The organism is Pseudomonas sp. S4_EA_1b (genome assembly GCF_016307435.1).
GTDB lineage: Bacteria > Pseudomonadota > Gammaproteobacteria > Pseudomonadales > Pseudomonadaceae > Aquipseudomonas > Aquipseudomonas rhodesiae.
On record NZ_JAEILC010000025.1, the window covers coordinates 14906 to 39988 of the forward strand.

The 25083-nt window shown below is 62.5% G+C and carries 22 protein-coding genes and 4 pseudogenes; 23 read left to right on the forward strand and 3 right to left on the reverse strand.

The window, feature by feature from the left end:
- The first annotated feature begins 8 nt into the window (after window positions 1-8).
- The 20 genes and pseudogenes from YA0848_RS08800 (at window position 9) to YA0848_RS08895 (ending at window position 18425) form a co-directional block, all read left to right on the forward strand.
- The gene (locus tag YA0848_RS08800; protein WP_045633950.1) at window positions 9-419 is read left to right on the forward strand and encodes a TIGR03750 family conjugal transfer protein; all 411 of its coding nucleotides are present in this window, start codon (window positions 9-11) and stop codon (window positions 417-419) included.
- A complete protein-coding gene (locus tag YA0848_RS08805; RefSeq protein ID WP_095159412.1) occupies window positions 416-1108 on the forward strand; it encodes a PFL_4703 family integrating conjugative element protein in 693 nt (230 codons plus the stop codon). Before YA0848_RS08800 ends, YA0848_RS08805 begins: the two co-directional genes overlap by 4 nt.
- The gene (locus tag YA0848_RS08810; RefSeq protein WP_011005918.1) at window positions 1105-2013 is read left to right on the forward strand and encodes a TIGR03749 family integrating conjugative element protein; all 909 of its coding nucleotides are present in this window, start codon (window positions 1105-1107) and stop codon (window positions 2011-2013) included. The genes YA0848_RS08805 and YA0848_RS08810 overlap by 4 nt, the downstream gene beginning before the upstream one ends.
- Window positions 2010-3143, forward strand: a pseudogene (locus YA0848_RS08815) (TIGR03752 family integrating conjugative element protein); the annotation flags it as partial. The gene YA0848_RS08810 and the pseudogene YA0848_RS08815, both read left to right, overlap by 4 nt.
- A 311-nt stretch (window positions 3144-3454) precedes the next feature.
- A pseudogene (locus tag YA0848_RS08820) lies at window positions 3455-3992 on the forward strand (integrating conjugative element protein).
- An 8-nt stretch (window positions 3993-4000) separates the two neighbouring features.
- On the forward strand, window positions 4001-6157 hold the full coding sequence (gene traD / locus YA0848_RS08825; protein ID WP_011005916.1) for a type IV conjugative transfer system coupling protein TraD: 2157 nt from the start codon (window positions 4001-4003) through the stop codon (window positions 6155-6157).
- Window positions 6154-6903, forward strand: coding sequence for a TIGR03747 family integrating conjugative element membrane protein (locus tag YA0848_RS08830; RefSeq protein ID WP_134637673.1), 750 nt, complete (start codon window positions 6154-6156; stop codon window positions 6901-6903). The genes traD and YA0848_RS08830 overlap by 4 nt, the downstream gene beginning before the upstream one ends.
- A gap of 180 nt (window positions 6904-7083) precedes the next feature.
- Complete coding sequence (gene benA, locus YA0848_RS08835) at window positions 7084-8439, forward strand: benzoate 1,2-dioxygenase large subunit (protein WP_198731261.1); 1356 nt, start codon at window positions 7084-7086, stop codon at window positions 8437-8439.
- Window positions 8440-8928, forward strand: coding sequence for a benzoate 1,2-dioxygenase small subunit (gene benB / locus YA0848_RS08840; RefSeq protein WP_115759296.1), 489 nt, complete (start codon window positions 8440-8442; stop codon window positions 8926-8928).
- A 9-nt stretch (window positions 8929-8937) separates the two neighbouring features.
- Window positions 8938-9948, forward strand: coding sequence for a benzoate 1,2-dioxygenase electron transfer component BenC (benC, locus tag YA0848_RS08845; RefSeq protein ID WP_115759297.1), 1011 nt, complete (start codon window positions 8938-8940; stop codon window positions 9946-9948).
- A 114-nt stretch (window positions 9949-10062) separates the two neighbouring features.
- Entirely contained in the window at window positions 10063-10839 is a 777-nt protein-coding gene (locus YA0848_RS08850; protein WP_115759298.1) for a 1,6-dihydroxycyclohexa-2,4-diene-1-carboxylate dehydrogenase, read from the forward strand.
- 144 nt (window positions 10840-10983) lie between these two features.
- Window positions 10984-11322 (forward strand): 2Fe-2S iron-sulfur cluster binding domain-containing protein, encoded by a 339-nt coding sequence (locus YA0848_RS08855; RefSeq protein WP_045633698.1) that lies wholly within the window; start codon window positions 10984-10986, stop codon window positions 11320-11322.
- Window positions 11319-12242, forward strand: a complete 924-nt coding sequence (locus YA0848_RS08860; protein ID WP_011005909.1) for a catechol 2,3-dioxygenase — start codon at window positions 11319-11321, stop codon at window positions 12240-12242. Before YA0848_RS08855 ends, YA0848_RS08860 begins: the two co-directional genes overlap by 4 nt.
- Window positions 12243-12276: 34 nt before the next feature.
- The gene (locus YA0848_RS08865) at window positions 12277-13737 is read left to right on the forward strand and encodes a 2-hydroxymuconic semialdehyde dehydrogenase (RefSeq protein ID WP_134637448.1); all 1461 of its coding nucleotides are present in this window, start codon (window positions 12277-12279) and stop codon (window positions 13735-13737) included.
- Between the two features lie 10 nt (window positions 13738-13747).
- Window positions 13748-14611, forward strand: coding sequence for an alpha/beta fold hydrolase (locus tag YA0848_RS08870; RefSeq protein ID WP_198731257.1), 864 nt, complete (start codon window positions 13748-13750; stop codon window positions 14609-14611).
- The gene (gene dmpE / locus YA0848_RS08875; RefSeq protein ID WP_198731258.1) at window positions 14608-15393 is read left to right on the forward strand and encodes a 2-oxopent-4-enoate hydratase; all 786 of its coding nucleotides are present in this window, start codon (window positions 14608-14610) and stop codon (window positions 15391-15393) included. The genes YA0848_RS08870 and dmpE overlap by 4 nt, the downstream gene beginning before the upstream one ends.
- A 14-nt stretch (window positions 15394-15407) precedes the next feature.
- Window positions 15408-16346 carry an acetaldehyde dehydrogenase (acetylating) gene (locus YA0848_RS08880; protein ID WP_198731259.1) on the forward strand — a complete coding sequence of 313 codons (939 nt, stop codon included), beginning with the start codon at window positions 15408-15410 and terminating at the stop codon, window positions 16344-16346.
- Between the two features lie 10 nt (window positions 16347-16356).
- A complete protein-coding gene (gene dmpG, locus YA0848_RS08885; RefSeq protein ID WP_011005904.1) occupies window positions 16357-17394 on the forward strand; it encodes a 4-hydroxy-2-oxovalerate aldolase in 1038 nt (345 codons plus the stop codon).
- Window positions 17391-18185, forward strand: coding sequence for a 2-oxo-3-hexenedioate decarboxylase (gene dmpH / locus YA0848_RS08890; protein ID WP_095159415.1), 795 nt, complete (start codon window positions 17391-17393; stop codon window positions 18183-18185). Before dmpG ends, dmpH begins: the two co-directional genes overlap by 4 nt.
- 48 nt (window positions 18186-18233) lie before the next feature.
- Window positions 18234-18425, forward strand: a complete 192-nt coding sequence (locus YA0848_RS08895) for a 2-hydroxymuconate tautomerase (protein WP_011005902.1) — start codon at window positions 18234-18236, stop codon at window positions 18423-18425.
- Window positions 18426-18611: 186 nt separating this feature from the next.
- On the opposite strand, the gene xylS is transcribed toward YA0848_RS08895, so the two are convergent.
- Window positions 18612-19577 carry a XylDLEGF operon transcriptional activator XylS gene (xylS, locus tag YA0848_RS08900; protein ID WP_198731260.1) on the reverse strand — a complete coding sequence of 322 codons (966 nt, stop codon included), beginning with the start codon at window positions 19575-19577 and terminating at the stop codon, window positions 18612-18614.
- 460 nt (window positions 19578-20037) lie between these two features.
- On the opposite strand from xylS, the gene YA0848_RS08905 reads away from it, so the two are divergent.
- Entirely contained in the window at window positions 20038-21738 is a 1701-nt protein-coding gene (locus YA0848_RS08905) for a sigma 54-interacting transcriptional regulator (protein ID WP_198731262.1), read from the forward strand.
- A 217-nt stretch (window positions 21739-21955) separates the two neighbouring features.
- On the opposite strand, the gene YA0848_RS08910 is transcribed toward YA0848_RS08905, so the two are convergent.
- Together YA0848_RS08910 and YA0848_RS08915 are read right to left on the reverse strand one after the other, a co-directional pair.
- Window positions 21956-22348 carry a hypothetical protein gene (locus YA0848_RS08910; RefSeq protein ID WP_011005898.1) on the reverse strand — a complete coding sequence of 131 codons (393 nt, stop codon included), beginning with the start codon at window positions 22346-22348 and terminating at the stop codon, window positions 21956-21958.
- 237 nt (window positions 22349-22585) lie between these two features.
- Window positions 22586-23736 (reverse strand): IS3 family transposase gene (locus YA0848_RS08915; protein ID WP_134637449.1). Its coding sequence is split into 2 segments (ribosomal slippage): window positions 22586-23493 and window positions 23493-23736, totalling 1152 coding nucleotides; the frame shifts between segments, so codons are not numbered across the junction.
- Between the two features lie 63 nt (window positions 23737-23799).
- Here YA0848_RS08915 and YA0848_RS08920 point away from each other — a divergent pair.
- Window positions 23800-24033: pseudogene (locus YA0848_RS08920) on the forward strand (transposase); the annotation flags it as partial.
- Between the two features lie 213 nt (window positions 24034-24246).
- A pseudogene (locus YA0848_RS08925) lies at window positions 24247-25083 on the forward strand (ISL3 family transposase); the annotation flags it as partial.

The following is a 25083-nucleotide window of genomic DNA, read 5'->3' on the forward strand; positions in this document are numbered from 1 at the left end:
GGCAAGCGATGGCCGATCCTTCGGAGACCCCGCGCGACACGCTGGTGACCTTCCTGCCGCACCGGCTGAACCGCCAGCCGGTGGTCGTGCGCGGGCTGACCGCCGATGAGTTGTGGATCTGCGCCGGCCTGTCTGCCGCAGCCGGGTTCGCGCTCGGCCTGCCGCTGGCCTGGCTCACGCACAGCATCGCCATGGTGCCCACGCTGATCGTCGCCGGCATCGCGCTGGGCGTTTTCGTCGGCGGCGGCTTCCTGCGCGCGCAGAAGCGCGGTCGGCCCGACACCTGGCTGTACCGGCAGCTCCAGTGGCGGCTGGCCTTGCGGAATCCGGCGCTGGCAGCGCTCCTGGGCGGCCAGCGCCTCGTCACCCGCTCGGGCTACTGGACGACCCGGCGCAATGCCGATCGAGGTGCGCCATGAGTCGTTTCAAGAACGAGGTTGCGCATCTGCAGGCGCACGTGAAGACGCTGCGCTTGGGCGCCGGCGCGCTGTTCGCGGTGGCGCTGCTGCTCGGCTTCGGTTGGTGGAGTGCGCCGAAGAGTCTGACCATCCATGTGCCGCCGGACCTGCGCTCGGGCAGCACGCGCAAGTGGTGGGACGTGCCGCCCGAGAGCGTGTATGCCTTCTCGTTCTACATCTGGCAGCAGGTGCAGCGCTGGCCCACGAACGGCGAAGAAGACTATCCACGCAACCTGCGCGCGCTGTCGGCCTACCTGACACCGAGCTGCCGGGCCTTCCTGCAGCAGGACTACGAATACCGGCGCGCCAGTGGCGAGCTGCGTCGGCGCGTGCGCGGCATCTACGAGATTCCCGGCCGCGGCTACGGCGACGATCCGGCCACGCGCGTCAAGGTGGTTTCCGGCCGCGATTGGATCGTCACGCTGGACGTGAGCGCGGACGAATACTACGGCTCCGAGCAGGTCAAGCGCGCCCTGGTGCGCTACCCCATCAAGGTCGTCCGGCTGGACATCGATCCCGAGCGCAACCCCTTTGGCCTGGCGCTGGACTGCTACGCCGGCGCACCCCAGCGCATCGAACCGCCGCCGACGCCGACCCGGGCCGGTGCGCCCGCCAACGCATCCGGCCGCCTGCAGGGAGGCTCCCCATGAAATCCGTCGCCTCGTCGGCCCTGGCCGGCGTCCTGCTGATCCTCGGTTTCGTGCCGGCCAGCCAGGCCGTGGAAATCCTGCGCTGGGAACGCCTGCCGCTGGCGGTGCCGCTGGTGGTCGGCCAGGAGCGGGTGATCTTCATCGACCGCAACGTGCGTGTCGGCGTACCGGACAGCGCGGCCGCGCACCTGCGGGTGCAGAGCGCGGGCGGCGCGATCTACCTGCGGGCCAGCGAGCCGCTGCCGCCGACGCGACTGCAGTTGCAGGACGTGGAGTCCGGCGCGTTCATTCTCCTCGACATCGCCGCCGAACTAGCGCAGGACGGCCAGGCGCCACTGGAGCCGGTGCGCATCGTGGCAGCGGAAGCCCCCGCGAAGCGCTACGGCGGCAGTGCAGCAAGCGGTGCGGACGAGCGGGCCGATGGGCCCGCAGACGAATCCGTTCCCCGGCGCGAAACGCCGGTGCCGGTCGTGCTGACGCGTCATGCCGCACAGAACCTGTACGCGCCGCTGCGCACCGTCGAGCCGGTCGCCGGCATCGGGCGCGTGAACCTGCGCCGCGACCTCGCGCTGGACACCTTGCTGCCGACGCTGCCGGTGCACGCGCGGGCGCTGGCCGCGTGGCGCCTGGAAGACCAATGGGTGACGGCCGTGCGACTGACCAACACGGCCGCGCGCTGGCTCGACCTCGACCCGCGCGCCCTGCAGGGGAACTTCGTGGCGGCGACCTTCCAGCATCCGAACCTGGGGCCGGCCGGCACCCCGTCCGACACCACGGTGCTCTACCTGGTCACGCGCCGCCACGGCCTGGCCGAGTCCCTGCTGCCGGCGCTGAGCCCGATCGACGCCACCGTGAACCTGCCGCCGGCCGCCGCGGCCGGCTCGACTGGAGGAGCGCGCGATTGAAGAGTAATCCGCTGCTCAAGTGGCTGCTGATCCCGATGGCGCTGCTACTGGTGTTCGTCGGAATCAAACTGTTCTCCGGCGCCCCGGGCGGCCAGCCCGCCCCCAAGGGCGCGGCCGGTACGCTCACGCCCGAGGAGATGAAGGCCCTGGGCATCGCCGGCGACACGCCGCGCGATACCGTCGCCACGCTGGTGGCCCAGGTCAAGCAGCTGCGCACCGAGCTGCAGAGCGCGCTCGGCGACAACAGGCAGCACAAGGCCGAGAACGAGCGTCTGCGGGCGCGGGAAAGCGCGATCGACCAGCGCATCCAGAGCGCGCTGGAAGGCGAGCGCAACCGCCTGGAGCAAGAGCGCACCCAGGTGGCCAGCGACAGGCAGCAGACCCAGGGGCTACTGCAGGACTTGCAGCGGCAACTGGACGGCCTTGCCGGCAAGGGTGGCCCGTCCGACCTGCCCGTCGGCCTGGGGCTGGAAGAGGGCGACGGGCAGCGCCTCGACCGCGGCACCAGTGGCACGCAGTGGGTCGAGCCCGACGATGCCAAGGTCGACGCCACAAACGGCAGCAAGGAGCCGAGCTTTCCCCAGAGCTTCGTGCCGGCCCAGAAAAGCCTGTCGGCCGCAGTGGAATCCGTCGCCGACGTCGGCAGCAGCGCGGTGGGCGCATCCGCGCAGGCTGTCTACACCGTGCCGTCGAACTCGACGCTCATGGGGTCGATTGCCATGACGGCGCTGATCGGGCGCGTGCCGATCGACGGAACCGTAAACGACCCGTACCCGTTCAAGGTGCTGATCGGTCCGGACAACCTCACGGCCAACGGCATCGACATCCCCGACGTGGCCGGCGCCGTGGTCAGCGGCACGGCCTCTGGGGACTGGACGCTTTCGTGCGTGCGCGGGCAAATCCGTTCGGTCACTTTCGTGTTCCACGACGGCACCATCCGCACCGTGCCCGAGGACGGTAACCAGGACCAGCGCGGCGGGCAAGCCAGTGCCAACAGCACGACGACTGCCACGCCCGGCCTGGGCTGGATCAGCGATCCCTACGGCATTCCCTGCGTCAGCGGCGAGCGGCGCAGCAACGCGCAGCAGTACCTCGGCAGCCAGGCGCTGATCACCGCGGCCTGCGCGGGGCTGCGCCGGGCACTCGCCCGCACGCCGGCCCATCGCATCGACGCCGGCCTCGGCCAGGTCAATCTCGGCTATCACAGGCATCGCTACACGCAGCCCTGCGAGCTGCTGGACCCGTACCGCAACCTCGCCATCGCTGCGGAAATCCTGCGCGAACAGCACACGCCGGGCGAGGACTGGCTTCTTGCCATCGGCCGCTACCACCGGCCCGCCGGCGGGGCACCCGCGGCGCGCTACCGGCGCAGTGTGCATCGGCACCTGACCCACATGCTCGACACCAGCGTTCCCGTTCCAACCCTCCAGGCCGCTACGCCATGAACCACATCGTCCTCATCGCCGCCATCGGACTGCTGTCCACGACCATCGTCTTCGCCCAGACCGCCTCCGCGCCTCTGATCGTCGTCGAAGACCGCGGCGGCGACTCCGCGCTGCCGTACTACCGGCCGCTGAATCCCCAGCCGGACGACACCGCGCGGCCAGCCCCGCTGCCACGCCCGCGCGTGGGCAACTCGGCCGAGGCCGCGATGCTGCCAGTGCGCTCGGCGAACCTGTCGCCGGGTGACGTGCCGCACCGCGTGATCCGCGCGCCGGGCCTGACGCCGCTGTTCCTGGTCGGCGACGACGCACGCTCGCGCGCCTGGCTGCGGCAGCGCCACGCCACGCCGCGCTGCGCTGCGAGAGCTGGGCGCCGTGGGCCTGGTGGTCAACGTGGAGTCGATGGCGGCGCTGGTCGAGCTGCGCCACCTGGCGCCCGGCCTGACCCTCGCGCCGGCCTCCGGCGACGACCTGGCCCAGCGCCTGGACCTGCGCCACTACCCGGTGCTCATCACGTCCACCGGCATCGAGCAGTAGGTGCGCAAATGGCCCAGCCGCATGCGGTCGAGGTTCTGCTGCGGCCAGCGGTGGAGCTTTATACCGTGGCGGTTTGCACCGGCGCCGCGATTCTGTGCCTGGTGGCACCGTGGTCGCTCGCGCTGAACCCGCTGCTCGGCCTGGGCTCGGCGCTGGCCTTCCTGAGCTTCGGCGCGATTCGCCTGCGCGATGCCTGGGCGATCCTGCGCTATCGCCGCAACATCCGCCGCCTGCCGCGCTACGTGATGACCAGCCGCGACGTGCCCGTGAGTCAGCAACGGCTGTTCGTCGGCCGTGGCTTTCGCTGGGAGCAGCGGCACACGCACCGGCTGATGCAGACCTACCGGCCGGAGTTCCGCCGCTATGTCGAGCCGACGGCGATCTACCGCGCCGCCCGGCGGCTGGAGGAGCGGCTTGAGTTCGCGCCGTTTCCCGTCTCGAAGCTGGCGCGAGCGCTGGCCTGGGACAGCCCGCTCAACCCGGCGCGGCCGCTGCCGCCGCTCGGCGGACTGCCGCGCCTGCATGGCATCGAGCCGAACGAGGTCGACGTCACCCTGCCGCTGGGCGAGCGCGTCGGCCACACCCTGGTGCTGGGCACCACGCGCGTGGGCAAGACGCGGCTGGCCGAGCTGTTCATCACCCAGGACATCCGCCGCAAGGTCCGCGGCGAGCACGAGGCGGTGATCGTCTTCGACCCCAAGGGCGATGCCGACCTGCTCAAGCGCATGTACGTCGAGGCCAGGCGCGCCGGGCGCGAAGGCGAGTTCTACGTCTTCCATCTGGGCTGGCCCGACATCTCGGCGCGCTACAACGCCGTCGGCCGGTTCGGGCGGATCTCCGAGGTGGCCACGCGCATCGCCGGACAGCTCTCGGGCGAAGGCAACAGCGCCGCGTTCCGCGAATTCGCCTGGCGCTTCGTCAACATCATTGCCCGCGCCCTGGTCGAGCTGGGGCAGCGGCCGGACTACCTGCTGATCCAGCGCCACGTCATCAACATCGACGCGCTGTTCATCGAGTACGCCCAGCACTATTTCGCCAGGAACGAGCCGAAGGCCTGGGAGGTCATCGTCCAGCTCGAAGCGAAGCTGAACGACAAGAACATCCCGCGCAACATGATCGGGCGCGAGAAGCGCGTGGTGGCCCTCGAACAGTACCTGTCCCAGGTGCGCGTCTATGACCCGGTGCTCGACGGCCTGCGCAGCGCCGTGCGCTACGACCGGACGTACTTCGACAAGATCGTCGCTTCGCTGCTGCCGCTGCTGGAGAAGCTCACCACCGGCAAGATCGCGCAACTGCTCGCACCGAACTATTCCGACCTGTCCGACCCGCGGCCGATCTTCGACTGGATGCAGGTCATCCGCAAACGCGCGGTGGTCTACGTGGGGTTGGATGCGCTGTCCGACGCCGAAGTCGCGGCGGCGGTGGGCAACTCGATGTTCGGCGATCTGGTCTCGGTCGCCGGCCACATCTACAAGTTCGGCATCGACGACGGGCTGCCGGGCGTAGCGGCAGTCGCCAGGATCCCGATCAACGTCCACGCCGACGAATTCAATGAACTCATGGGCGACGAGTTCATCCCGATGGTCAACAAGGGCGGCGGTGCCGGCGTGCAGGTGACGGCCTACACGCAGACCTTGAGCGACATCGAGGCGCGCATCGGCAATCGTGCCAAGGCCGGCCAGGTGGTCGGCAACTTCAACAATCTGTTCATGCTGCGCGTGCGCGAGACCGCCACCGCCGAACTGCTGACGCGACAACTGCCCAAGGTCGAGGTGTACGCCACGGCACTGATGAGCGGCGCCACCGACAGCTCCGACCCGCACGGCAATACCGCGTTCACGTCCAACACCCAGGACCGCATCAGCAGCAACAGCGTGCCGTTGATCGAGCCGGCGCATGTGGTGGCGCTGACCAAGGGGCAGTGCTTCGCGCTGACCGAGGGCGGCAACCTCTGGAAAGTCCGCATGCCGCTGCCGGCACCCGACCCCGACGAAGCCATGCCGAAGGATCTGCAGGAGCTGGCCGGCTACATGCGACAGCACTACGTCGAGGCAGGCGACTGGTGGGAGAACCAGGGCATCCCCGGCCTGCAGGACGAGGCGCTGCCCGACGACCTGCTGGACGACTTCAGGCAGATGGTCGCCGCTGAAGAGGCCGAAGCATGAGCGATCCGGCCGTCGCGGCACAGCGCCAGCAGCAACGACAGCAGGGGCTGATCGCCGGCCTGGTCACGCTGCCGTTCCGCTTCTTCGGCGTGCTGTGCGGCGCGCTGCTGCTGTGCATCCTGATCGAATGCGTCGGCATGCACTTCTTCTGGCCCGATCAGGGCTGGCGCCACGCGCACGGCATGCTGCACTACGAGCTCGATCAGCTCTCCACGCATTTCACGCGCAGCGCGCTGGTGCAGGAGCCGGGGCGCACCGCGTACCGGCTGGTCGAACAGGGCTACGACTGGCTGTTCGTGAAAAGCGGCCTGCTGGACTGGATACGCGACGCCTCCGCGCAGGCCAGCGCCGGCAGCCACCGCCCGACCAAGGATTTCCGCTACTACATCGGCCTAGTCTACGTGAACGTGGAGAGCTACCTGATCGCGGCGGCCTACACGACGCTGGTCTTCCTCGTGCGGCTGCTGGTGCTGTGCCTGACCCTGCCGCTGTTCCTGATGGCCGCCTTCGTCGGCCTCGTGGACGGCCTGGTGCGCCGGGACATCCGCCGCTTCGGCGCGGGACGCGAGTCGGGGTTCATCTATCACCGCGCCAGGGCCAGCCTGATCCCGCTGGCCGTACTGCCGTGGGTGACTTACCTGGCACTGCCGGTCAGCGTGAACCCGCTGCTGATCCTGCTGCCCAGCGCCGCACTGCTCGGCGTGGCGGTGTGCATCGCTGCGGCGACGTTCAAGAAGTATCTGTAGGTGCGACACGTTAATTTTGATCAGCAGTTCCTTAACGGGCTGCAGTGTCCGGTTTGATAGGGATAAGTCCAGCCTTGCAAGAAGCGGATACAGGAGTGCAAAAAATGGCTATCTCTAGAAAGGCCTACCCCTTAGGCTTTATGCAACAGAAACAATAATAATGGAGTCATGACCATGACAATGCACCTGGGGCTCGACTATATAGATAGTCTCGTTGAAGAAGATGAGAACGAGGGCATCTACCGCTGCAAGCGCGAGATGTTCACCGACCCTCGGCTGTTCGATTTAGAGATGAAACACATCTTTGAGGGTAACTGGATTTATCTCGCCCACGAGAGCCAGATTCCCGAGAAGAACGACTATTACACCACGCAGATGGGTCGGCAGCCGATATTCATCGCACGCAACAAGGATGGTGAGCTCAATGCCTTCATCAATGCCTGCAGTCACCGCGGCGCCACGCTCTGTCGCTTTAGGAGTGGAAACAAGGCCACCCACACCTGCTCGTTCCACGGCTGGACCTTCAGCAATTCGGGCAAGCTGCTCAAGGTCAAAGACCCCAAGGGTGCCGGCTATCCGGACAGCTTCGACTGTGACGGCTCGCACGACCTGAAGAAAGTTGCGCGCTTTGCTTCCTACCGCGGATTTCTATTCGGCAGCCTGCGCGAGGACGTCGCCCCGTTGGAAGAGTTCCTCGGCGAGTCGAGGAAGGTCATCGACATGGTCGTCGACCAGTCGCCCGAAGGTCTGGAAGTGCTGCGCGGTTCCAGTACCTATGTTTACGAAGGCAACTGGAAAGTGCAGGTCGAGAACGGTGCCGACGGCTACCACGTCAGTACTGTTCACTGGAACTACGCCGCCACCCAGCAGCAGCGCAAGCTGAGAGAAGCGGGCGATGATATTCGCGCCATGAGCGCCAGTAGCTGGGGCGGGGATGGCGGCGGTTTCTACTCCTTTGAAAACGGCCACCAGATGGTCTGGGCACGCTGGGGTGACCCGAAAAACCGCCCGCTGTTCGCCGAGCGAGATCGCTTAGCCAGCGAGTTTGGTGAAGCCCGTGCCGACTGGATGATCGGCGTCTCCCGCAACCTCTGCCTCTACCCGAACCTCTACCTGATGGACCAGTTCGGCTCGCAGTTGCGTATCACCCGTCCGCTGTCGGTGGATAGAACCGAAATCACCATCTACTGCATCGCGCCCAAAGGCGAAAGCGCCGAGGCGCGTGCCCGCCGTGTCCGTCAGTACGAGGACTTCTTCAATGTCAGCGGCATGGCCACCCCGGACGACCTGGAGGAATTCCGCGCCTGCCAGGAGGGCTTCGCCGGCGGGGGGATGAACGACATGTCCCGTGGCGCCAAACACTGGATCGAGGGGCCGGACGAGGGCGCGAAGGAGATCGATCTGCATCCGAAGCTGAGCGGTGTCCGCTCGGAAGACGAAGGCCTGTTCGTCATGCAGCACAAGTACTGGCAACAGCAGATGATCAAGGCCGTCAAGGCAGAACAGGATCGGCTGATCCACGCGGAGGGCGCGTAAATGTCTATCTCCTACGAAGCCGTGCGCGATTTCCTTTACCGCGAAGCACGCTACCTCGACGACAAGCAGTGGGATAGCTGGCTGGAAATGTACGCGCCGGATGCCACTTTCTGGATGCCGGCCTGGGACGACCGCGACCAATTGACCGAAGACCCGCAGAGCCAGATCTCGCTGATTTGGTACGGCAATCGCGGTGGCCTAGAGGATCGGGTGTTCCGCATCAAGACCGAGCGCTCCAGTGCCACCATTCCGGACACCCGAACCAGCCACAACATCAGCAATCTGGAGCTGCTCGAGCAGTCCGGTGGCTTCTGTAAGCTGCGCTACAACTGGCACACCATGAGTTATCGGTACAAGACGGTGGACCACTTCTTTGGCACCAGCTTCTGCACCCTCGACACATGTGGCGAGACCCCGCTGATTAAGGCCAAGAAGGTCGTGCTGAAGAACGACTACATCCGCCAAGTTATCGATGTATACCACGTCTGAGGTGCCGCCATGACACACAAGGTTGCACTGAACTTCGAAGACGGCGTCACTCGTTTCATCGATGCTAATACTGGCGAGACTGTTGCTGATGCTGCCTACCGCCAAGGCATCAATTTACCCCTGGACTGCCGAGACGGTGCATGCGGCGCCTGCAAATGCTTCGCCGAGAGCGGCCGCTACGGCCTCGGCGAGGAGTACATCGAGGATGCACTTAGCGAAGCCGAAGCCGAGCAGGGCTACGTGCTGACCTGCCAGATGCGCGCCGAAAGCGACTGCGTGATTCGCGTTCCGGCCGCATCGGACGTCTGCAAGACTCAGCAGGCCAGCTATCAGGCAGCGATCAGCAACGTGCGTCAGCTGTCCGAGAGCACCATCGCGCTGTCTATCAAAAGCGCATCGCTGAACCAGTTGGCGTTCCTGCCGGGCCAGTACGTCAATCTGCAAGTGCCGGGCAGCGACCAGACCCGCGCCTATTCCTTCAGCTCGCTGCAAAAGGATGGTGAGGTCAGCTTCCTGATCCGCAACGTGCCGGGCGGGCTGATGAGCAGCTTCCTGACCAGCCTCGCCAAGGTCGGCGATAGCGTCAGTCTGGCTGGTCCGCTGGGCGCGTTCTATCTGCGCGAGATCAAGCGGCCGCTGCTGTTGCTGGCGGGCGGTACCGGCCTAGCACCGTTCACCGCGATGCTGGAGAAGATCGCCGAGCAGGGCAGCGAGCACCCGCTCCATCTGATCTACGGCGTCACCCATGACTACGACCTAGTTGAAATGGACAAGCTAGAGGCATTCGCCGCGCGCATTCCCAACTTCAGCTACACCGCCTGCGTCGCCAGCCCAGACAGCGCCTATCCGCAAAAGGGCTATGTGACCCAGTACATCGAGCCCAAGCACCTCAACGGCGGTGAGGTAGATATCTACCTTTGTGGTCCGCCACCGATGGTCGAGGCGGTCAGTCAGTACATCCGGGCACAGGGCATCCAGCCGGCCAATTTCTATTATGAGAAGTTCGCCGCCAGCGCCTAGAGGCTCCTTTGGTCCGCTTACTAGGTGAGCGGGCCTGTTTTATTCGGGCAGTAGGGCCCAGGTTCTCTGCGAACTTTCCCAAATTGCATCCGGGCTACACAACCGAGGTGGTTCATGAACAAACGTTTCCAGGGCAAGGTTGCCGTTATCACCGGCGCCGCCCAGGGCATCGGTCGCCGCGTGGCCGAACGGATGGCGGCCGAAGGCGGTCGGCTGCTGCTGGTCGACCGTTCCGAGCTAATACATGAGCTGGCCGACGAACTGGTCGGAGTCGCTGAGGTGCTGACCCTGACCGCCGACCTTGAGCAGTTCGCCGAGTGCCAACGGGTGATGGCGGCGGCGCTCGAACGCTTCGGTCGTCTGGACATTCTGATCAACAACGTTGGCGGCACCATTTGGGCTAAGCCATTCGAGCATTACCAGGAACACGAGATCGAGGCCGAAGTGCGGCGTTCACTGTTCCCTACCCTATGGTGCTGCCACGCCGCGCTGCCGCTAATGCTCGAGCAGGGCAGTGGCGCCATCGTAAATGTTTCCTCCGTTGCCACGCGCGGGATCCATCGCGTGCCTTACGGCGCGGCGAAGGGTGGCGTTAACGCCCTTACCGCCTGTCTGGCCTTTGAAACCGCCGAGCGCGGCATCCGCGTCAACGCCACCGCACCGGGTGGCACCGAGGCGCCGCCACGGCGGATTCCGCGCAATAGCGCCGAGCCGAGTGAGCAGGAGAAGGTCTGGTACCAGCAGATCGTCGACCAGTCCCTCGACAGCAGCCTTATGAAACGCTACGGAAGCATTGACGAGCAGGTCGAGCCAATTCTGTTCCTTGCTTCTGACGCCGCCTCCTACATCACCGGTATAACTCTTCCGGTGGCAGGGGGAGACCTCGGCTGACCCTTATGTCTGGTTAAGAAGAGAAATCGACATGCGAAGAAGCAACGTACATAAGACCCCTGAGGCTCATTTTCGGGGTTATGGCGGCATCACCCAGAGCTGTTGGGGGATACTTCCGTCATGTTTAGTGTATCTGGGATGAATATGAACAGTGCCGGCTACGAGGTGTTCGAAGTGCTAAGCGGCCAGTCATTCCGCTGTGCGGAGGGCCAGTCGGTACTGCGCGCCATGGAAGCCCAGGGCAAGCGCTGCATACCGGTGGGCTGTCGCGGTGGCGGTTGCGGCCTTTGTAGAGTGCGGGTGCTCAGCGGAGCCTACCGGAGCGGACGCATGAGCCGCGGTCACGTGCCGGCCAAGGCCGCCGCCGAAGGCCTGGCCCTGGCCTGTCAAGTGTTTCCGCAAACCGACTTGACCATCGAGTACTTTCGCCACGTTGGCGGAAACAAACCTGACAACAAGAACTATGAAGAGGTGACGTCATGAACAAAGGTGTAATGCGACCGGGCCATGTGCAGCTGCGTGTACTGGACATGAGCAAGGCCCTGGAACACTACGTCGAGTTGCTGGGCCTGATCGAGATGGACCGTGACGACCAGGGCCGTGTCTATCTGAAGGCTTGGACCGAAGTGGATAAGTTTTCCCTGGTGCTACGCGAGGCTGACGAGCCGGGCATGGATTTTATGGGTTTCAAGGTTGTGGATGAGGATGCTCTCCGGCAACTGGAGCGGGATCTGATGGCATATGGCTGTGCCGTTGAGCAGCTACCCGCAGGTGAACTGAACAGTTGTGGCCGGCGCGTGCGCTTCCAGGCCCCCTCCGGGCATCACTTCGAGTTGTATGCAGACAAGGAATATACTGGAAAGTGGGGTTTGAATGACGTCAATCCCGAGGCATGGCCGCGCGATCTGAAAGGTATGGCGGCTGTGCGTTTCGACCACGCCCTCATGTATGGCGACGAATTGCCGGCGACCTATGACCTGTTCACCAAGGTACTCGGCTTCTATCTGGCCGAACAGGTGCTGGACGAAAATGGCACGCGCGTCGCCCAGTTTCTCAGTCTGTCGACCAAGGCCCACGACGTGGCCTTCATTCACCATCCGGAAAAAGGCCGCCTCCATCATGTGTCCTTCCACCTCGAAACCTGGGAAGACTTGCTTCGCGCCGCCGACCTGATCTCCATGACCGACACATCTATCGATATCGGCCCAACCCGCCACGGCCTCACTCACGGCAAGACCATCTACTTCTTCGACCCGTCCGGTAACCGCAACGAAGTGTTCTGCGGGGGAGATTACAACTACCCGGACCACAAACCGGTGACCTGGACCACCGACCAGCTGGGCAAGGCGATCTTTTACCACGACCGCATTCTCAACGAACGATTCATGACCGTGCTGACCTGATGGTCCGGTACGACTTATTGCAGAGATTGCGCAGATGAAAGAAATCAAGCATTTCATTAGCGGTGCCTTCGTCGGTTCGGCCAGCGGCAAGCTGTTCGACAATGTCAGCCCGGCCAACGGCCAGGTGATCGGCCGCGTCCACGAGGCCGGCCGCGCCGAGGTCGACGCCGCGGTCAGGGCGGCACGCGCTGCGCTGAAGGGACCCTGGGGGATGATGACGGTGGCCGAGCGCGCTGAGATTCTGCATCGCGTGGCCGATGGCATCACGGCGCGCTTCGGCGAGTTTCTCGAGGCCGAATGCCTGGACACCGGCAAGCCGAAGTCGCTGGCCAGCCACATCGACATTCCGCGCGGCGCGGCCAATTTCAAGGTGTTCGCCGACCTGCTCAAGAATGTTGCCAATGAAGCCTTCGAGATGGCCACCCCGGACGGCGCCGGTGCACTCAACTACGGCGTGCGCCGGCCCAAGGGGGTGATCGGGGTGATCAGCCCGTGGAACCTGCCGCTGCTGCTGATGACCTGGAAAGTCGGCCCGGCCCTGGCCTGCGGCAACTGCGTGGTGGTCAAACCATCCGAGGAAACCCCGCTGACCGCCACCCTGCTCGGCGAGGTGATGCAGGCCGCCGGTGTGCCGGCCGGCGTGTACAACGTGGTGCACGGTTTCGGCGGCGATTCGGCCGGGGCCTTCCTCACCGAGCACCCGGACGTCGACGCCTACACCTTCACCGGCGAGACCGGCACCGGCGAAACCATCATGCGCGCCGCGGCCAAGGGCGTGCGCCAGGTGTCGCTGGAGCTGGGCGGCAAGAACGCCGGCATCGTCTTCGCCGACTGCGATATGGACAAGGCCATCGAGGGCACCCTGCGCTCGGCCTTCGCCAACTGCGGCCAGGTCTGCCTGGGCACCGAGCGGGTGTATGTCGAGCGGCCGATCTTCGACGCGTTCGTCGCCCGCCTGAAGGCCGGCGCCGAAGCGTTGAAGATCGGCGAACCGAACGATCCAGAGGCCAATTTCGGCCCGCTGATCAGCCATAAGCACCGTGAAAAAGTCCTCAGTTACTACCAGCAGGCAGTCGACGACGGCGCCACCGTTGTCACCGGCGGCGGCGTGCCGGAGATGCCGGCGCACCTGGCCGGCGGCGCCTGGGTGCAGCCGACTATCTGGACCGGCCTGGCCGACGATTCGGCGGTGGTCACCGAGGAAATCTTCGGCCCCTGCTGCCATATCCGCCCGTTCGACAGCGAGGAGGAAGCCATTGAACTGGCCAACAGCCTGCCTTACGGCCTGGCCTCGGCGATCTGGACCGAGAACGCTTCGCGCGCCCACCGCGTCGCCGGGCAGATTGAGGCCGGCATCGTCTGGGTCAACAGCTGGTTCCTGCGCGACCTGCGCACCGCCTTCGGCGGCAGCAAGCAGTCGGGCATCGGGCGCGAAGGGGGTGTGCACTCGCTGGAGTTCTACACCGAGCTGAAAAACATCTGTGTGAAACTTTGAGGACCTGGTCATGAACGCACCGCAGCAAAGCCCTGAAATCGGTCGCGAAATCCTCGCCGCCGGCTACCGCACCAACCTGCATGATCAGGGCGAAGGCTTCCCGGCTCTGCTGATCCACGGCTCCGGCCCCGGCGTCACCGCCTGGGCCAACTGGCGCGGGATCATTCCGCAGCTGGCGCAGACGCGCCGGGTGATCGCCCCGGACATGCTCGGCTTCGGCTACAGCGAACGTCCGGCCGATGGCAAGTACAGCCAGGCGCGCTGGGTCGAGCATGCCATCGGCGTGCTCGACGCCCTCGGCATCCAGCAGGCCGACATCGTCGGCAACTCGTTCGGCGGCGGGCTGGCACTGGCACTGGCCATCCGTCACCCCGAGCGTGTGCGCCGGCTGGTGCTGATGGGCAGCGTCGGTGTGTCTTTCCCCATCACCGCAGGACTGGAAACAGCCTGGGGCTACACGCCGTCGCTGGCCAACATGCGCAGGCTGCTCGATCTGTTCGCCCACGACCGCACCCTGGTCAACGACGAGCTGGCCGAGCTGCGCTACCAGGCCAGCATCCGCCCCGGCTTTCAGGAGTCGTTCGCCGCGATGTTCCCGCCGCCACGGCAGAACGGAGTCGACGATCTGGCCAGCAACGAGACCGATATCCGCGCCCTGCCCAACGAAACCCTGGTCATCCATGGCCGCGAGGATCGGATCATCCCGCTGCAGGCTTCGCTGACCCTCGCGCAGTGGATTCCCAACGCCCAGCTACACGTCTTTGGCCAGTGCGGCCACTGGACCCAGATCGAACACGCCAGCCGCTTTGCCCGTCAGGTCGAGGATTTCCTCGCCGAGGCGGACCGTGCGGCTCAAGAGGAAACACAGCCATGAATCCAGAATTGATCCAGCAGCTCGGCGACGAGCTCTACCAGGCGATGGTCCAGCGCGAGACCGTCACGCCGCTGACCAGCCGCGGCTTCGACATCAGCGTCGAGGACGCCTACCACATTTCCCTGCGCATGCTGGAACGGCGCCTGGCCGCCGGCGAGCGGGTGATCGGCAAGAAGATCGGCGTCACCAGCAAGGCCGTGCAGAACATGCTCGGCGTGCACCAGCCGGACTTCGGCTACCTCACCGATGCCATGGTCTACAACAGCGGCGAAGCCATGCCGATCAGCGAGAAGCTGATCCAGCCGCGCGCCGAGGGCGAGATCGCCTTCATCCTCAAGAAGGACCTGATGGGGCCGGGCGTGACCAATGCCGACGTGCTGGCCGCCACCGAATGCGTGATCCCCTGCTTCGAAGTGGTCGATTCGCGCATCCAGGACTGGAAGATCAAGATCCAGGACACCGTCGCGGACAACGCCTCCTGCGGGCTGTTCGTGCTCGGCGACCAGGCCGTCTCACCGCGCCAGGTCGATCTGGTCACCTGCGGCATGCTGGTCGAGAAGAACGGCCAGCTGCTCTCCACCGGCGCTGGAGCGGCTGCGCTCGGCTCGCCGGTCAATTGCGTCGCCTGGTTGGCCAACACCCTCGGCCACTTCGGCATTGGCCTCAAGGCCGGCGAAGTGATCCTGTCCGGCTCGCTGGTTCCGCTGGAACCGGTCAAGGCCGGTGATTTCATGCGCGTCGAGATCGGCGGCATCGGCAGCGCCTCCGTGCGCTTCATCTGATCGAGGACAGCCTGATGAGCAAGAAACTGAAAGCCGCCATTATCGGCCCGGGCAATATCGGCACAGACCTGATGATCAAGGTGATGCGCAACGCACAGTACTTGGAAATGGGGGCCATGGTGGGTATCGACCCGGCCTCCGATGGCTTGGCCCGTGCTCAGCGCATGGGCGTGGCGACCACCCATGAAGGCGTCGAAGGGTTGATCAACCTGCCGGAATTCGCCGACATCGATTTTGTCTTCGATGCCACTAGCGCCTCCGCCCATGTGCAGAACGATGCCTTGCTGCGTCGTGCTAAACCCGGCATCCGCCTGATCGACCTGACCCCGGCGGCCATCGGCCCCTACTGCGTACCGGTAGTGAATCTGGAAGAGCACCTCGCCAAACTCAACGTCAACATGGTCACCTGCGGTGGCCAGGCCACCATCCCTATGGTCGCCGCGGTCTCGCGTGTGGCCAAGGTGCATTATGCCGAAATCGTCGCCTCGATCGCGTCGAAATCGGCTGGTCCCGGCACTCGCGCCAATATCGACGAGTTCACCGAGACCACCAGCAAGGCCATCGAAGTGATTGGCGGCGCCGCCAAGGGCAAGGCGATCATCGTCATGAACCCGGCCGAGCCGCCGCTGATCATGCGTGACACGGTGTTTGTACTGTCCGAAACCGTCGACCAGGCACAGGTCGAGGCCAGCGTAGAGGAGATGACCAGCGCCGTGCAGGCCTACGTGCCGGGCTATCGTCTCAAGCAGAAGGTGCAGTTCGACGTGATTCCCGAATCCGCGCCGCTGCATATCCCAGGCCTCGGCACATTCAGCGGTTTGAAGACCTCGATCTACCTCGAAGTCGAAGGTGCCGCCCACTATTTGCCGGCCTACGCCGGCAACCTCGACATCATGACCTCCGCCGCGCTGGCTACCGCCGAACGCATGGCGCAGTCGCTGCTGAACGCCTGAGGACCGAACCATGACCTTCAACCCCGGCAAGAAACTCTATATCTCCGACGTAACCCTGCGCGACGGCAGCCATGCGATTCGTCACCAGTACTCGATCCAGAATGTTCAGGACATCGCCCGCGCGCTGGACAAGGCCCGTGTCGACTCCATCGAAGTGACCCACGGTGATGGCCTGCAGGGCTCCAGCTTCAATTACGGTTTCGGTGCGCACAGCGACCTGGAGTGGATCGAGGCCGCCGCCGATGTGATCCAGCACGCCCGGGTCACAGTGCTGCTGGTACCCGGAATCGGCACCGTGCATGACCTGAAAGCCGCCTATGACGCCGGCGCCCGCTCGGTGCGCGTGGCCACACACTGCACCGAGGCGGATGTCTCGCGACAGCACATTGAGTATGCCCGTGAACTGGGCATGGACACCGTCGGCTTTCTAATGATGAGCCACATGATTCCGGCTGAGCAACTGGCAGCGCAAGGCAAGTTGATGGAGACCTACGGCGCACAGTGCATCTACATGGCCGATTCCGGTGGCGCGATGAACATGAACGACATCCGCGACCGCATGCGCGCTTTCAAGGCGGTGCTGAATCCGCAGACCCAGACCGGCATGCATGCGCACCACAACCTCAGCCTCGGCGTGGCCAATTCCATCATCGCGGTGGAAGAGGGCTGCGACCGCATCGACGCCTCGCTGGCTGGAATGGGCGCTGGCGCCGGCAACGCGCCGCTGGAGGTGTTCATCGCCGCCGCGGAGCGCCTCGGCTGGAACCATGGCACCGATCTCTACACGCTGATGGACGCCGCCGACGATATCGTCAGGCCGTTGCAGGACCGTCCGGTGAGAGTTGATCGCGAAACCCTCGGCCTGGGTTATGCCGGGGTCTACTCCAGCTTCCTGCGCCACGCCGAGGTGGCAGCCGCGAAGTATGGGCTGAAGACCCTGGACATCCTCGTAGAACTGGGCAGGCGCCGGATGGTCGGTGGCCAGGAAGACATGATCGTCGACGTCGCCCTCGATCTGCTGGCAGCCCGCAAGGAGCAACAGGCATGAATCGTACCCTCAACCGCGAGCAGGTGCTGGCACTGGCCGAGCACATCGAGAACGCCGAACTGCAGGCCCATGACATCCACAAGGTCACCAATGATTATCCGGAGATGACCTTTGCCGATGCCTACGACATCCAGTGGGAAATCCGCCGCCGCAAGGAGGAGCGCGGCAACAAGATCGTCGGCCTGAAGATGGGCCTGACCTCCTGGGCGAAGATGGCACAGATGGGCGTGGAGACGCCGATCTACGGCTTTCTCGCCGACTACTTCAGCGTGCCCGACGGTGGCGTGGTGGATTGCTCCAAGCTGATCCATCCGAAGATCGAGGCGGAAATCGCGGTGGTCACCAAGGCACCGCTGGTCGGGCCTGGTTGCCATATCGGCGACGTGATCGCCGCGGTCGACTACGTGATCCCCACCGTCGAGGTAATCGACTCGCGCTATGAGAACTTCAAGTTCGACCTGATCAGCGTGGTGGCCGACAACGCCTCGTCGACCCGCTATATCACTGGAGGCCGCATGGCCAATCTCGAGGATGTCGACCTGCGCACCCTTGGCGTGGTGATGGAGAAGAACGGCGAGGTGGTGGAACTCGGTGCCGGTGCCGCGGTGCTCGGCCATCCGCTGTCCAGCGTGGCGATGCTCGCCAACCTGCTGGCCGAGCGCGGCGAGCACATACCGGCCGGCACCTTCATCATGACCGGCGGCATCACCGCCGCCGTCGCAGTAGCGCCGGGCGACAACATCACCGTGCGCTACCAGGGGCTTGGCAGCGTCTCCGCGCGCTTCGTCTGAGCCATCCGGCCGCCCTGCCCGGGCGGCCTCTTCTTCAGGAGGCACACCATGCCTATTGCCCAGATCCACATCCTTGAAGGCCGCAGCGACGAGCAGAAGGAAACCCTCATTCGGGAAGTCAGCGAGGCCATCTCGCGCTCCCTGGATGCGCCGCTGACCAGCGTGCGAGTGATTATCACGGAGATGGCCAAGGGCCACTTCGGCATCGGCGGCGAACTGGCCAGCAAGGTCAGACGCTGAAGTGGAGATGCCCAAGGGCACTTCGGGTCGAGGAACCCGACCTGCATTGGGACGCGGCCACGGAGAGCGCGGGCAAACGCCGGCACTATAGCCAGTGGAGTTTGTAAAACGCTATTTCAGAGCTTGGAGAGTGTCTAAGAAAGCCGGGGCGATGCCAACCCATCCCTTCTTCGGCTACGTTCGTAATCAAGCCACTTCCTTTTTGCATTGACGCAGGGTGTCGGAAGGCAACTCGCCGAACGCGCTCCTATAGTTTTCAGCGAAGCGTCCCAAATGTAAGAAGCCGTAGTCTAGGGCTATCTCAGTTATACTACGCACATTGGCACTGGGATCGTTCAAGCAGGCGCGGATGCTTTCGAGCTTGCGGTTGCGTATGTAGTTCTTCGGCGTGGTGCCGGCATGCTTCTCGAACAAATTGTAGAGCGAGCGTGGACTCATCATCGCCAGCTCCGCTAACCGCTCAAGGCTGATATTCCGTTTGAGATTCTCCTCAATGAATTGAACGACTCGCTCGAAAGACGGGTTACCTTTGCTGAAAATTTCACGGCTGACATTGCTGCCCAGCATTTCGAGCAGCTTGGAAGCGATGATCCCCGCATAGTGCTCTTGGACCCGAGGCATCGACTTTGTATGTTCCGCTTCGTCACAAACTAACCCGAGTAGATTGATAAAGCCATCGAGTTGCTGGAGATTGTGTCGCGCGGCGAAACGGATACCCTCCCTCGGCTTGTGCCAATTGTTGTCACTGCATGCCCGATCAAGGACCACTGAGGGCAATTTAACGATAAATTTCTCGCAATCTTCTGAATAGGTCAGGTCGGCTTGGTCATCCGGATTGAGCAGCAATAGTTCGCCCGGCGCAAAATAGTGCTCCTGGCCATGGTCACGCCACAGGCAATGGCCTTTGAGTATTATTTGCAGATGATAACAGGTCTCCAATCCAGGCGAGATCACCCTCACGCTACCGCCGTAGCTGATTCGACACAGGTCGAGGCCTCCGAAGATTCTGTGGTGCAGCCTGCCTGCCGGGCGCCCGCCCTTGGGCAGGCGAATAGAGTGCGTACCGACATACTGGTTAACATAGTCGGAGACTGCATAGGGCTCGGCATGGACGAAGATCTGACTTTTCTCGTTCAATAAGCGAAAATCCATAGCTCACGGTTCTCTTATTTTAATGTGGGCTGCTTGGTGTGATGAAGAAAGGCGCCAGGTCGATGAAAATGCATCTCGACGTGATGCGTATACGGGTTACCCCCATTGCCACGTTGCGCCATCCTTTTTGCAATCAGTGACCACTTTGCCAAGCAAAAATAATGCCAAGCAGAACGAAAACGTTCTTTTTAAGAAGCGAGAACACCAGAAAACATTCAGTTCGTGCTGTCGGGGCATACGGCGACGAATTGGCGGATAAAGGGATCGGCGTTGAGGTGGATTTCAGTTAATCAATTGGTTAATTTTTCAGGACCACCTAAGCAAATGCTAAAGTGGCAAATGGAATGCTGAGCCGGCAAGCCGGCAAGCACAGGCCTTGACGTTGCAAGGTAGTCATGACCGCAGTGAGCCACTGATGTGCTGCGGGGCGGATCATCCCGATAAAAACAAGAGAAAAACAATGTCGCTTATATACAAACCCAAGATGCAGCATGAGGATATGCAAGACCTTATCAGCCAGATCCGTTTCGTTGCCGCCGAAGGCAAGATCTGGCTGGGAGAGCAGCGCATGCTGCTAATGCAGCTATCTACGCTGGCCAGCTTCCGCCGCGAAATTATCAGCTTGATCGGCATCGAGCGGGCCAAGGGTTTCTTCCTGCGGTTGGGCTATCAGTCCGGCCTGATGGATGCCGAGCTGGCACGCAAGCTGCGGCCGGCCATGCGCGAGGAGGAGGTGTTCCTGGCTGGGCCTCAATTGTACGCGCTCAAGGGGATGGTCAAAGTACGCTTGCTGACGATGGATATCGCCATCCGGGACGGACGTTTCAACGTGGAGGCCGAGTGGATTGATTCCTTTGAAGTGGATATCTGCCGAACTGAGCTGGGCCTGATGAATGAGCCCGTCTGCTGGACGGTGCTAGGCTATGCTAGCGGCTATGGTTCGGCATTCATGGGCCGCAGAATCATTTTCCAGGAAACTAGCTGTCGCGGGTGCGGTGACGATAAATGCCTTATCGTCGGCAAGACCGCAGAAGAGTGGGGCGATGTCAGCAGTTTCGAAGCCTACTTCAAAAGCGACCCGATCGTAGACGAGCGCTACGAGCTGCAGACCCAGGTTGCCAACCTGCGCAACCGCCTGAAGCAGTACGATGGGCAGTATTACGGCATTGGCCATTCGCCAGCCTACAAGCGCATCTGTGAGACCATCGACAAGGCTGCACGCGGCAGGGTTTCGGTCCTGCTACTGGGTGAGACTGGGGTGGGCAAGGAGGTAATCGCGCGCAGCGTGCATTTGCGCAGTGAGCGCGCAGAGCAACCCTTCGTCGCGGTGAACTGTGCGGCAATTCCGCCGGATCTGATCGAGTCGGAACTGTTTGGTGTCGATAAGGGCGCCTATACGGGCGCGGTCAATGCACGCGCTGGACGTTTTGAACGGGCCAACGGCGGCACCATCTTTCTTGATGAGGTGATCGAATTGACGCCGAGGGCCCAGGCCACCCTGCTACGGGTATTGCAGGAAGGAGAGCTAGAGCGGGTCGGCGGCGACCGCACGCGAAAGGTCGACGTGAGGTTAATCACCGCAACAAACGAGAACCTGGAAGAGGCGGTCAAGATGGGGCGCTTTCGCGCAGACCTGTTCTTTCGGCTGAATGTTTTTCCCGTGCATATCCCGCCGTTGCGCGAGCGCGTGGAAGATATCCCGCTGCTGGTCGAGCATTTTCTTAGAAGGCACCATAAGGAATACGGTAAGAAGACTCTTGGCCTGTCTGATCGAGCGATGGAGGCCTGCCTCCACTACCAATGGCCAGGCAATATCCGCGAGCTGGAGAACGCCCTTGAGCGCGGGGTGATTCTTACCGAGAGCAACGAAAGCATCAATGTCGAGTCGCTGTTCCCGGGGTTGGCGACGGCTACCGAAGGCGACAGGCTATCGAGCGAGGGCCGGTTGGAGGAGGAGTCCGGTGACAGTTGGTTTAGGCAAATTATCGACCAGGGCGTCAGCCTCGAAGATCTCGAAGCGGGTTTAATGCGCACGGCCATGGACCGTTGTGGGCAGAATATCTCACAGGCGGCGCGGTTGCTGGGATTGACCCGCCCGGCAATGGCCTATCGACTTAAGAAGCTTGACCCCAGCTTATCTGTGAAAGCAATGGGCCGATAGCTGCTTTGCGCCAGGTTTGGGCCTTTCTAAGGTCCTTCGCGGATTCTGGGGAAAGAGCGAGTTGACAGGCAGGGGAGTGGGTAAATTGGCAGTCGCTCAACATCCCAACCTCCACACCCTGCTGTCGCCGTGCATCCTATTGATCTTGCCGCTTTCTGGCCAGGCTACGACGTCGTCGCCTCTCGCCCCAGGTTGTGTGAAAACGGGCTGGATGCAGTTAACTGAACGCTATGCAAACAGATTCCATCTCTACCAACGCATTTTCACAAGCACCTACGAGATCTCGCACGCAGTAAAGTCTCCATCCCTTACCCGATCCCCACTTGGCAGCGACCGTTTCAAGCGAAAACTCTTCCTCCAGCGTTGCCCGAGCCCAATCATCGTGCCCGATCTCAGCGATCAGTTGCGCCTGGTAGACCCGTAAAAATGGAAGCAAGCTTTTCGCTTGTTCTACATCTATGAGGACAAAGTCTGCTGTATCGAGTTGCTGTTTAACATTCTCGACCAGTTCGTGAGCCTGCAATGGGAGTGCATCTAACACTGCCTCCAAGGCTGATCCCGATTTGTCGGCACTTTGGAACGTACCGCAAATGATGTTCCCTCCTGCCATATCCTTTTCCCTGTCGTGACTTCGCAGCCTAGATTAGGCACCTCGCGATCAAGTGTCTATCGTCAACTCTTCGCTAATTTATGCCCGTCGTGAGCGACCCATTGGTCCCAGGCTTGGTGAAAAACTCCCCAGATTGTCTAACCTTCTGATCGTCGAGATCGTATCGAGGGCGATCATGAAGCGATTCATTGAGGGTGAGACTCGGACGCAGGTGACGCTTGAATCGCCCCGGATTTCCTAGACACTTTCCAGGCTCAGTAAATGTTGCCTTTCAAACTCTACCGGTGACAGCTGGTTGTTGAAACCGTGTCGGCGTTTTGGGTTGTAAAACATCTCGATGTAGTCGAACACGTCAGCGCGAGCATCCTGCCTAGTGCTGTAGATCTTTCGCCTAATCCGTTCCCGCTTCAGCAGTTGGAAAAAACTTTCCGCTACCGCGTTGTCATGGCTGTTACCACGCCGACTCATGCTACCAAGCAAGTTATTGGCTTTCAGGAAGCTCTGCCAGTCACCGCTGCTGAATTGGCTACCTTGGTCGGAGTGAATCATCACCTCCTGCTTTGGCTTGCGGCGCCAAACGGCCATCAGTAAGGCATCAATAGCCAGGTCGCTGGTCATCTGCGGCTTCATTGACCAACCGATTACCTGCCGCGAGAACAGATCGAGCACCACCGCCAAATACAACCAGCCCTCATAAGTACGGATGTAGGTGATGTCCGTGACCCATACCTTGTTGGGTTCGGTGACATTGAACCGACGCTCCAGATGATTCGGTGAGGCCGCTGGAGGCTTACCGCCATAGCGGCCCGGTCGACGACGATACCCTGTCTGTGAGCGCAGCCCTTCCAGACGCATCAGTCGAGCAACACGATGCTTGCCGCATGCTTCTCCAAGCTCACGCAGGTCGTCGTGGATTTTGCGGTAGCCGTAGACGCCACCGCTCTCTAGCCACGAGTGCTTGATCAGGCCAAGCAGACGTTGGTCTTCCTTGGCTCGTGCCGACTTCGGTTCAGCCAGCCAGGCGTAGTAACCGCTGGCATGTACTTTCAGGGTCAGGCAAAGGCGGCGAACGGAATAGTCTGCGGATAGCTGACTGATGAGGGCGTACTTCAGCCGCACTCCTTGGCAAAGTACGCGGCGGCCTTTTTTAGGATGTCTCGCTCTTCAGTCACGCGCTTGAGTTCGGCACGCAGACGACGCAGCTCAGCTTGCTGGTCGTCTTCTTGCACGCGTTGCTTTTCGGGTTTGCTGTAGCGCTTAACCCAGGCATACAGGCTGTGGGTCGACATGCCCAAACGAGACGCTACCTCAGCCACCGGCAGACCTCGTTCGGTCACCTGCCTGACTGCTTCGATTTTGAATTCTTCGGGATAACGCGGATTGCTCATGGCACCTCCTAGTGGGCCGTATTATGAGGCCAGGAGGTGTCTACGAAACTAGGGACGATTCAAGTCGACGCGATGCAGGTTCGACTAGAGCATGATCCAGAGATGATGAGGGTTCGTCGACAGACCGTTGAACACCCTTTTGGAACGCTCAAGCACTGGATGGGAAGTACCCACTTCCTGACCAAAACCCTGCCGAGGGTGAGCACTGAGATGAGTCTTCATGTGCTCGCCTACAACCTCAAACGAATGATGAGCATCTTCGGTATCGCAGGACTGCTGGAGGCGATCAGGGCCTGAATCCGGTTGCTTGGCTCGCCCGTTAGTAGCCGTTTTGGGCCGCTGACGCGGCCCAAACGGCATCACGAACGTCTATATAGCTGCCTAAGGTAATTCGCGCTTCCGCCCACTGAGTCCACAGGCAACCCTCGCGACTAACTGTTTTTGACATATTTAGCGCGTTTTCACACAGCCTGGCCCCGTAGCTGAAAATACCCTGCTGATCGAGCTCGACCCCAGGCCACGCGAGTGCCCCGGTGTGGGCGCTGTCTAGAGCCCTGTCCGTTGATTCACGAACGGCGTCTACGCCACGTGCGTGACCGCGACCTGCTGGATCAGCGGGTGCTGCTCCAATTCAATTGCCCGTGCGTCGCGTCGACTGCCTGCGTTGTTGTGGGCGGGTTACCGAACGGATCCATTGGCTGGAGCCGGCTTCCCGCCTGACTCGACGTTTGCAAGCCTGGCTCGAGGGCTTGTTGCGGATACTGCCCATGAGCCACGTCAGCAAATTCACCGGCCTGCATTGGCACACCCTCAAGGCCCTCGACAAACTCCGCCTGGAAGCGGAGGCAGGCGGCATCGAGCCGGGCGACGTCCGGCGCCTGGGGATGGACGAGTTCTCCCTGGACAAGCGCCATCGCTACGCCACGGTGATCATGGATGCGGAGCGAACACGCGTGCTGTGGGTCGGCCACGGCACCAGTCGCCAGGCGATTCGCCCATTCTTCGAGTGGCCCGGTGAGCATTGCCAGCACATCGAGGCGGTCGCCATGGACATGAACACCGCTTTCGACCTGGAAGTGAAGCGGCACTGCCCTCAAGCCGAAGTGGTGTACGACCTGTTCCATGTGGTGGCGCGCTATGGTCGTGAGGTGATCGACCGTATCCTCGTCGACCAGGCCAACCTCCTGCGCGATGACAAACCAGCGCGCAAGGTGGTCAAGCGCAGCCGCTGGCTGCTCCTCAAGGACGGCCAAGCCGTGCAGTTGCAGGAGTTGCTCGCCGCCAACCAGCCGTTGGCTACGGTCTATCTGCTCAAGGACGCACTGAAGGGCACCTCGAATAACGCGA

Bases quoted from the DNA above. Each gene is read 5' to 3' on its own strand.
- YA0848_RS08855 (WP_045633698.1), top strand. From the start codon at position 10,984: ATGAACAGTGCCGGCTACGAGGTGTTCGAAGTGCTAAGCGGCCAGTCA.
- dmpG (WP_011005904.1), top strand. From the start codon at position 16,357: ATGACCTTCAACCCCGGCAAGAAACTCTATATCTCCGACGTAACCCTG.
- benC (WP_115759297.1), top strand. From the start codon at position 8,938: ATGACACACAAGGTTGCACTGAACTTCGAAGACGGCGTCACTCGTTTC.
- YA0848_RS08880 (WP_198731259.1), top strand. From the start codon at position 15,408: ATGAGCAAGAAACTGAAAGCCGCCATTATCGGCCCGGGCAATATCGGC.
- YA0848_RS08865 (WP_134637448.1), top strand. From the start codon at position 12,277: ATGAAAGAAATCAAGCATTTCATTAGCGGTGCCTTCGTCGGTTCGGCC.
- YA0848_RS08860 (WP_011005909.1), top strand. From the start codon at position 11,319: ATGAACAAAGGTGTAATGCGACCGGGCCATGTGCAGCTGCGTGTACTG.
- benB (WP_115759296.1), top strand. From the start codon at position 8,440: ATGTCTATCTCCTACGAAGCCGTGCGCGATTTCCTTTACCGCGAAGCA.
- traD (WP_011005916.1), top strand. From the start codon at position 4,001: ATGGCCCAGCCGCATGCGGTCGAGGTTCTGCTGCGGCCAGCGGTGGAG.
- YA0848_RS08830 (WP_134637673.1), top strand. From the start codon at position 6,154: ATGAGCGATCCGGCCGTCGCGGCACAGCGCCAGCAGCAACGACAGCAG.
- dmpH (WP_095159415.1), top strand. From the start codon at position 17,391: ATGAATCGTACCCTCAACCGCGAGCAGGTGCTGGCACTGGCCGAGCAC.
- YA0848_RS08905 (WP_198731262.1), top strand. From the start codon at position 20,038: ATGTCGCTTATATACAAACCCAAGATGCAGCATGAGGATATGCAAGAC.
- YA0848_RS08895 (WP_011005902.1), top strand. From the start codon at position 18,234: ATGCCTATTGCCCAGATCCACATCCTTGAAGGCCGCAGCGACGAGCAG.
- YA0848_RS08800 (WP_045633950.1), top strand. From the start codon at position 9: ATGGCCGATCCTTCGGAGACCCCGCGCGACACGCTGGTGACCTTCCTG.
- xylS (WP_198731260.1), bottom strand. From the start codon at position 19,577: ATGGATTTTCGCTTATTGAACGAGAAAAGTCAGATCTTCGTCCATGCC.
- YA0848_RS08870 (WP_198731257.1), top strand. From the start codon at position 13,748: ATGAACGCACCGCAGCAAAGCCCTGAAATCGGTCGCGAAATCCTCGCC.
- YA0848_RS08810 (WP_011005918.1), top strand. From the start codon at position 1,105: ATGAAATCCGTCGCCTCGTCGGCCCTGGCCGGCGTCCTGCTGATCCTC.
- YA0848_RS08910 (WP_011005898.1), bottom strand. From the start codon at position 22,348: ATGGCAGGAGGGAACATCATTTGCGGTACGTTCCAAAGTGCCGACAAA.
- YA0848_RS08850 (WP_115759298.1), top strand. From the start codon at position 10,063: ATGAACAAACGTTTCCAGGGCAAGGTTGCCGTTATCACCGGCGCCGCC.
- dmpE (WP_198731258.1), top strand. From the start codon at position 14,608: ATGAATCCAGAATTGATCCAGCAGCTCGGCGACGAGCTCTACCAGGCG.
- YA0848_RS08805 (WP_095159412.1), top strand. From the start codon at position 416: ATGAGTCGTTTCAAGAACGAGGTTGCGCATCTGCAGGCGCACGTGAAG.
- benA (WP_198731261.1), top strand. From the start codon at position 7,084: ATGCACCTGGGGCTCGACTATATAGATAGTCTCGTTGAAGAAGATGAG.